This is a genomic window from Chromatiaceae bacterium, from assembly GCA_016714645.1.
In the GTDB taxonomy this organism is placed as follows: Bacteria; Pseudomonadota; Gammaproteobacteria; order Chromatiales; family Chromatiaceae; genus M0108.
The window spans coordinates 1-7,500 of sequence record JADKCI010000007.1; the positions used below are offsets into that span (position 1 = coordinate 1).

A 7,500-nucleotide genomic window follows, 5' to 3' on the forward strand; every position below is an offset into this window, starting at 1 on the left:
TTAATGGGTTAGCAAGGTTAATGCGCCGGCGGCGCTGTATCGGCGGCGGGTGGTGAGGGATGAGCAATGAGTCAGATTCTGACGGCGGACGAAATTCATGTGTGGCTGGCGGATATTGATCAGCCACCAACATCGTTGCTGGAATTGGCGGCGACCTTAACTGCGGATGAACAGGAACGGGCGGCGCGGTTCCGCTTTCCCGAACATCAGGCGCGGTTTATCGCCGGGCGTGGCTTGCTGCGGGAATTGCTCGGCGGGTATTTGAACCGGCCGGCGGCGGCGCTGCGGTTTAGCCAGGGTTCGCATGGCAAGCCGCAGTTGGCGGGTGAAGAGGCCGCAGCCGGACTGCCCTTTAATCTGGCGCATACCGGTCATCGGCCGCTGTATGCAGTCGCTCGCCGTGAGGTGGGCGTTGATCTGGAAAAGACCGATCGGCCGGTGGATGATGCAGCGATCATCCACCGGGTTTGCGGGGCGCGGGAGTGGGCGGCGTTTCAGTCCGTGCCGCCAGCGCAGCGTCAGAATGCCTTTTTCGCTTGCTGGACCCGCAAGGAAGCCATCGCTAAAGCGCTCGGCGCCGGTTTTGCCAGTGAATGGCGAACCTTGGAGGTCTGCTTTCAGGATGGGGAACCGCCGCATGGCCGGACCAGGATGCGCGATCCATCGGGTCGGGAATGGAGCTTGATGAATCTGCTGTTGGAACCGGGCTGGATCGGGGCGGTGGCGGCAGCGGGTGCGGACTGGCGCTATCAGTTCCTTTCTCCCATTGAGCCAAATTTATACCCAAACCGGAGCGACTGAAGCGTATGGAACCCTCATTCTGGCATGAACGCTGGGAACGGGCCGAGATCGGCTTTCACCAGCAGCACATCAATGTTCACCTCCAGCAATTCTGGACCCAGTTGCAATTGCCGCCCGGTCAGCGGGTCTTTGTCCCACTCTGCGGCAAGAGTTGCGATTTGTTGTGGCTGGCGGGCGAGGGTTATCCAGTGACTGGCGTGGAAATCAGTCCAATTGCCGTTGAGGCGTTTTTTGCAGAAAACCGGTTATCGCCGCATCGGTGGCGGGAAGGCTCTTTCGAATATTGGGAGGCGGATGAAATCCGGATTCTGCTCGGGGATTTTTTCAGTCTGGAGCCGCACCATCTCACCGATTGCGTCGGGATTTATGATCGGGCTTCGCTGATTGCACTGCCGCCAGCCCTGCGCGTGCGTTATGCCGACAAACTGGGTTCGGTGTCGCCTTGCGCGAGTCGCCTGTTGCTGGTGACCATGGAATACGATCAGACGGTATTGGCCGGACCGCCTTTTGCGGTGAGTGAAACGGAAGTTCGGGCGCTGTATGAGCCGACGCATACCGTGGAATTGCTCTACACCCGCAATGCGCTGGCGGAGGAGTCACGCTGGCGGGAGCGTGGCCTCACCTGGTTGCTGGAGAAGGTCTACCGGTTGACCCGGCGCTGATCCCGACATGGAAAATCCCGGTTGTGCTGAACCGGAGCGCAAAGCCGGGGTGAAAACCCCCAGGCGTTCATTGAAAACTGATCCGTGTTAATAGGGATCGACGCATTGAAAAATCCATCACAAGGTTCTGAAGCCCCTGTCGCTCAGTTGCCTTCGCGATTGCGCGGCCTGCTGATCGGGACCGCAGTCGGCGATGCGCTGGGGTTGCCAGCGGAAGGATTGTCCCGCCGCCGGATCCAGCGTTTGTACCGAAGTCGCTGGCGGCATCGGCTGATTTTTGGACGCGGCATGATCAGCGACGATACCGAACATACGATTTTTGTCGCGCAATGCCTGCTACGCCATCCCGATTCGCCGGAGCGTTTCGCTCGCCGGTTAGGCTGGTGTTTGCGGGGCTGGCTGCTGTCGTTACCCGCCGGGATTGGTTTTGCGACCTTGCGGGCGATTGGCAAGCTTTGGCTGGGATTTCCGCCGAGCTACAGCGGGGTGTATTCCGCAGGCAACGGTCCGGCCATGCGGGTGGCGATCATCGGGGCGTTCTTTGCCCACGACGCCGAACGGCGGGCTGCCTATGTCGCCGCCTCGACCCGCATGACGCACACCGATCCGAAAGCGCTGATTGGCGCAACGGCCATCGCTGAACTGGCCGCCTGGATCGTGCGGGAACGGTTGACCGGGCCACCTCCGCTCAATGACTTTCTGGCGCTGCTGCGCCAGTGCGGCCCAGAGGATCACGGCTGGCAAGATTTGGTGGACATGATTGCCCAGGCAGCGCGGGATGGAGCGTCGGTCTCAGCACTGGCGGAACGGCTGGGACTGGCCAAGGGTGTGACCGGTTACATCTACCATACGGTTCCAGTGGTCGTTTATGCTTGGTTCCAGCAGAGCGGCGACTTCCGGGCAACGCTGACGGCGGTGCTGGACTGCGGTGGGGATACGGACACTGTCGGCGCTATTGTCGCGGCGCTGGCGGGCGCGATGGACGGAGAGGACGGCATTCCAGCGGACTGGCGGGCGGGCGTAGCCGATTGGCCGCGCTCGTTGCCGTTGCTGCGCACTCTGGGGACCCGATTGGCGATGGTGATCGCTATCGGTCAGCCCGCCGCGCCAGTGCGCTACTTTTGGCCGGCTATTCCGCTACGAAATTTGCTGTTTTTGCTGATTGTGCTGCTGCACGGTTTCCGGCGATTGTTGCCGCCGTACTGACTTGTTTCCGGAGGAGGTTTTCGATGCAATTTGAAGAACATTATGAAGATGTGCTGCAGAACATCGAATTTAGTATTGTCTCAGTCTATCGCGACCATCCGCAAATGGTCGATCACACGGCGATGCGGGCCTTGGAGGCGCTGATCGATCACTACGTCGCGCAAAAAATCGGCAGACCGCCCAAACGGTTTGCTTTGGAGGCGCTGGAAACCGTGACCTTCGACCGGATGAAGGCGATGTGCGACTGGCGGCTGGGCATCGAGCCAGGCCCGAACAATGAGATCAGAGTTAACCCGCTCACGGTCGACGAGATCCTCCAGTGCCTGAAGCGGATTTTGAAATCGGCCCATCACTGGAACAAACAGAATGGCCGGCGCGGCTATCTGGATTTCGTGGCGAAGTAGGTTCGTTAGCCGTCTGGTCTTTGCCGAACACTGCTGCAAAGCAACATTGGAGCGTATAATACCCTTGTTATATGTGTAATTATTGGCAGGTTAACTCGTTTTGCCCGATAGGCACAACCCAGTGAGGACATCCCGGTCATGGCCAACTTTATCGAATGGTCCAATGAGCTGAGCGTGGGTATCGAGGAAATCGACCTTCAGCACAAGGTGCTGGTAGATTTGCTCAACCAGATTCATGAGGCGATCCAGCAGCGGCATGGGGCGGAGATCACCACGAAAATCCTTGAAAGATTAGGCGAATACACCAGGATTCACTTCGCGGTCGAAGAGAGTCTGATGCGGATCATGCACTACCCGGAATATGAGCGGCATAAAATAGAACACGACAAACTGATTGATCAGCTCAACGGTTTTCGCGCCAAGCTGGCGTCGGGCAAGATTTCGATCAGTTTTGAGCTGGCGCATTTTCTCAAGGTCTGGCTGACCAAGCACATCATGGAAACCGACAAGTACTATGTTCCGTATTTTCTGGGGCAGGGCATCAGGCCGGAATTGGCCAAGGCCTCCTGGGTAAAAAAGCTGTGGGGTTCATTGAGCGGTTCCTGAACCCGTGACCGCTGGCACCGGCCTTCGCCGCCTTGCGCACGATTTTCAACAGCCTCCGATCTTGAGAGCGAACCGGGCTACGGCAACATGATGGCCCGGTTGCTAAACGACGCAGGGGGCCCGGCTGGAGATACGGCAGTTGAACAGCGAACCGGCAAGACTGCCGGTTCGCTGTCAGTGGCTCATTCGAACTCGATGATCGCCTGATCGACCGCCAGACTGTCGCCCGGAGTCGCCATAATCTTGGCGACCTTGGCGTCGTGATCGGCTCGCAACACGTTTTCCATCTTCATCGCTTCAATCACCGCCAACTCTTCGCCGGCCTTGACCTCCTGACCGATTTGCACCGCGACCTTGGTCAACAGGCCCGGCATCGGCGACAGCAGATACTTGGACATATCTGCAGCGGCTTTTTCGGGCATCAGCACCTGTAGCGCCGCCACTGTGGGCGACAACACCATGACGTCAGCCTGCGATCCCCAGTGGAACAACCGGTAGATCATGTCGCGGCGCTCGACCTGGATGCAAATCTCGGCGCCGTTCAATGTTCCCTTGAACAGCGGTTGTCCGAATTGCCAGTTGCTGCGGACCTGATAGGTCTCGCCCATGTACGCTACATCGTAACCGCCGACGGCGGGTTCGACATGGGTCGGGTACTGCTGACCACCCATCAATACCACCCAGTCAGTTTTGACCTTGCGCTCGTGGCCAAGCAATTGGCCGCTGGTGCGTGCGGCGCGGTCCATATAGCGGCGATGAATGAAGGCCGCTACCGAGATCAACAACGCCGGATCGTCATGCGGCACGTCGGCGGCGTGGAAGCCGTGCGGGTACTCTTCGGCGATCATGTTGGTGCTGATCCGCCCGGTCATGAACCGGGTATGCACCATCAGCGCCGCCAGGAAGCTGATGTTGTGCGCCACGCCGCGAATGAAAAACTCATTCAAGGCGTCCCGCATGTGGGCGATGGCCCGGTCGCGGGTCGAGCCATAAGTGATCAGCTTGGCGATCATCGGGTCGTAATACATCGACACTTCGCCGCCTTCGTAGACGCCAGTGTCGACCCGCACCACTTCGCTTTCCTTCGGCGGCAGGTACTTGACCAGCCGGCCAATCGAGGGCAGGAAATTGCGGAACGGGTCTTCCGCATAAACCCGCGATTCAATCGCCCAACCTTCAGCTTGACATCCCCTGGGTGAAGTGGCAGCGTCTCGCCCGCCGCAACCCGGATCATCAGCTCCACCAAATCCAGCCCGGTGATGTACCGGTGACCGGATGCTCCACCTGCAAGCGGGTGTTCATCTCCAGGAAATAGAAGTTGCGCTTGGAATCGACGATGAACCCGACCCACCGCCCGGGCCAGCGCCACCGCCTGTTCGCCCATCGCCCGCCGGGTGATTTCATCCAGGAACGGGGACGGCGCTTCTTCGATCACCTTCTGATGACGGCGTTGCAGCGAGCATTCGCGCTCGCCCAGATAGACAATATTGCCGAAGCTGTCGCCCATCACCTGAATTTCGATGTGGCGCGGTTCTTCGATGCTTCGATGAAGACGCGATCATCGCCGAACGAGGAACGGGCTTCGTTGCTGGAGCGTTCAAAACCATCAAGACATTCGGCATCGTTCCAGGCGACCCGCATGCCCTTGCCGCCGCCGCCGGCGCTGGCCTTGATCATCACCGGATAACCGATGCCCGCCGCAATCTCGACCGCCTCTTTGGCGTCCTTGATCACTTCGGTGTAGCCGGGCACGGTGCTGACCCCGGCTTCCTTGGCCAGTTTCTTGGAGGTGATTTTGTCGCCCATCGCGTTGATGGCTTTCACCTTGGGCCGATGAACGCGATCCCTTCCTTTTCCAGCGCCTCGCAGAACGCGGCGCGTTCGGACAGGAAACCGTAGCCGGGATGCACCGCTTCGGCTCCCGTGTCCTTACAGGCCTGGATAATGCGCTCCATCACCAGATAGCTTTGGGCGGTCGGCGGCGGGCCGATCAATACCGCTTCATCAGCCATTTCCACATGCAGCGCGTCCCGGTCCGCCTCGGAATAGACGGCGACGGTCTTGATGCCCATCTTGCGGGCGGTTTTAATCACGCGGCAGGCAATTTCGCCACGGTTCGCAATCAAAATTTTCTTGAACATGCGCCTCCCCCTTACAGCGGAATGTTGCCGTGCTTACGCCACGGATTTTCGAGTTCTTTGTCCCGCAGCATCGCCAGGGAGCGGCAGATGCGCTGGCGGGTGCCGTGGGGCATGATCACGTCGTCAATAAACCCGCGATGACCGGCAATGAATGGATTGGCGAATTTCTTGCGATATTCCTCGGTGCGATCGGCAATCTTGGCGGCGTCGCCGATGTCCTGCCGGAAGATGATTTCCACCGCGCCCTTCGGCGCCCATCACCGCGATTTCAGCGGTCGGCCAGGCGAAATTGACATCGCCGCGCAGGTGCTTGGAACTCATCACGTCATAAGCGCCGCCGTAGGCCTTGCGGGTGATGAGCGTGACCTTGGGAACGGTGCATTCCGCGTAGGCGTAGAGCAGTTTGGCGCCGTGCTTAATGATGCCGCCGTATTCCTGGGCGGTGCCGGGCATAAAGCCGGGCACGTCAACCAGAGTGATGATCGGGATGTTGAAGGCGTCGCAAAACCGCACGAAGCGGGCGGCCTTGATCGAGGACTTGATGTCCAGACAACCGGCCAGCACCATCGGCTGATTGGCGACGATGCCGACCGGCCAGCCGTCCATCCGGGCGAAGCCGGTGATGATGTTCTTGGCGTTTTCCGGCTGCACCTCGAAGAAATCCACGTCGTCCACGACCTTCAGGATCAGTTCCTTCATGTCGTAGGGCTTGTTGGGATTATCGGGGATCAGGGTGTCGAGCGAAAAATCTTCCCGATCGGCAGGATCGGGCGTGGGTCGGTGCGGAGGCTTTTCCTTATTATTCGGCGGCAGGAAGTTGATAAACCGCCGCAGCATCAGCAAAGCTTCGATGTCGTTTTCAAATGCCCGGTCGCATACCCCGGATTTGGTGGAGTGAGCTATGGCTCCACCGAGTTCTTCAGCGGTGACTTCTTCATGGGTGACGGTCTTCACCACTTCCGGCCCGGTCACGAACATATAAGACGTGTCCCGACCATGAAGATGAAGTCGGTCATTGCCGGCGAATACACCGCGCCGCCAGCGCATGGCCCCATGATCACGGAAATTGCGGAATCACGCCTGACGCCATGACATTGCGCTGGAAAGACGCTGGCGTAACCAGCCAGCGAGTCCACGCCTTCCTGGATGCGAGCGCCGCCGGAGTCATTCAGGCCGATCACCGGTGCGCCGACCTTGATGGCGTGATCCATGATTTTGCACATCTTTTCAGCGTGTGCTTCGGACAGAGAGCCGCCAAATACGGTGAAGTCCTGGCTGAATATGAACACGAGCCGGCCACTGATCGTGCCGCAGCCGGTCACAACGCCATCACCGGCGTGCTGGGTGTCGGCCATGCCGAAATCAGTGCAGGCGGGATGCTTCAACGAACATATCCCATTCTTCAAAACCTACCGGGTCGAGCAGGACTTCGATGCGCTTCGCGGGCGCTGAGCTTGCCGCGCTTGTGCTGCGCGTCGATGCGGCGCTGCCTGCCACCCGCCGGGCGGCGGCGCGTTTTTGTTCCAATGGTGAATAATGTCATGCATGAACGCTCTCTCCTTACGGATATCGGGCGCCGCCAGCGAACCGGCGGCGGTGGGAGCTGGAAGGTTCGTCCTGGTGACAGGACAAACCAGACGAAAAAGCGGGAAGGCGTAGTCAAGGTTTGATGAGTTGATG

Annotated in this window: 5 protein-coding genes and 2 pseudogenes; 5 read left to right on the forward strand and 2 right to left on the reverse strand. The window is 59.3% G+C overall.

Annotated elements, in window-relative coordinates; genetic code table 11:
• Positions 1 to 66 precede the first annotated feature (66 nt).
• The 5 genes from IPN92_20555 (at position 67) to IPN92_20575 (ending at position 3,679) form a co-directional block, all read left to right on the forward strand.
• Positions 67 to 801, forward strand: a complete 735-nt coding sequence (locus IPN92_20555) for a 4'-phosphopantetheinyl transferase superfamily protein (protein ID MBK8640557.1) — start codon at positions 67 to 69, stop codon at positions 799 to 801.
• A 5-nt stretch (positions 802 to 806) separates the two neighbouring features.
• Positions 807 to 1,463 (forward strand): thiopurine S-methyltransferase, encoded by a 657-nt coding sequence (locus IPN92_20560; protein MBK8640558.1) that lies wholly within the window; start codon positions 807 to 809, stop codon positions 1,461 to 1,463.
• A gap of 147 nt (positions 1,464 to 1,610) precedes the next feature.
• Positions 1,611 to 2,669 (forward strand): ADP-ribosylglycohydrolase family protein, encoded by a 1,059-nt coding sequence (locus IPN92_20565; protein ID MBK8640559.1) that lies wholly within the window; start codon positions 1,611 to 1,613, stop codon positions 2,667 to 2,669.
• Between the two features lie 23 nt (positions 2,670 to 2,692).
• Positions 2,693 to 3,073, forward strand: coding sequence for a hypothetical protein (locus IPN92_20570; protein ID MBK8640560.1), 381 nt, complete (start codon positions 2,693 to 2,695; stop codon positions 3,071 to 3,073).
• Between the two features lie 138 nt (positions 3,074 to 3,211).
• Entirely contained in the window at positions 3,212 to 3,679 is a 468-nt protein-coding gene (locus tag IPN92_20575) for a hemerythrin family protein (GenBank protein MBK8640561.1), read from the forward strand.
• A gap of 182 nt (positions 3,680 to 3,861) precedes the next feature.
• Here IPN92_20575 and IPN92_20580 read toward each other — a convergent pair.
• Together IPN92_20580 and IPN92_20585 are read right to left on the reverse strand one after the other, a co-directional pair.
• A pseudogene (locus tag IPN92_20580) lies at positions 3,862 to 5,820 on the reverse strand (acetyl/propionyl/methylcrotonyl-CoA carboxylase subunit alpha).
• Between the two features lie 11 nt (positions 5,821 to 5,831).
• A pseudogene (locus tag IPN92_20585) lies at positions 5,832 to 7,363 on the reverse strand (acyl-CoA carboxylase subunit beta).
• Positions 7,364 to 7,500: the final 137 nt, after the last annotated feature.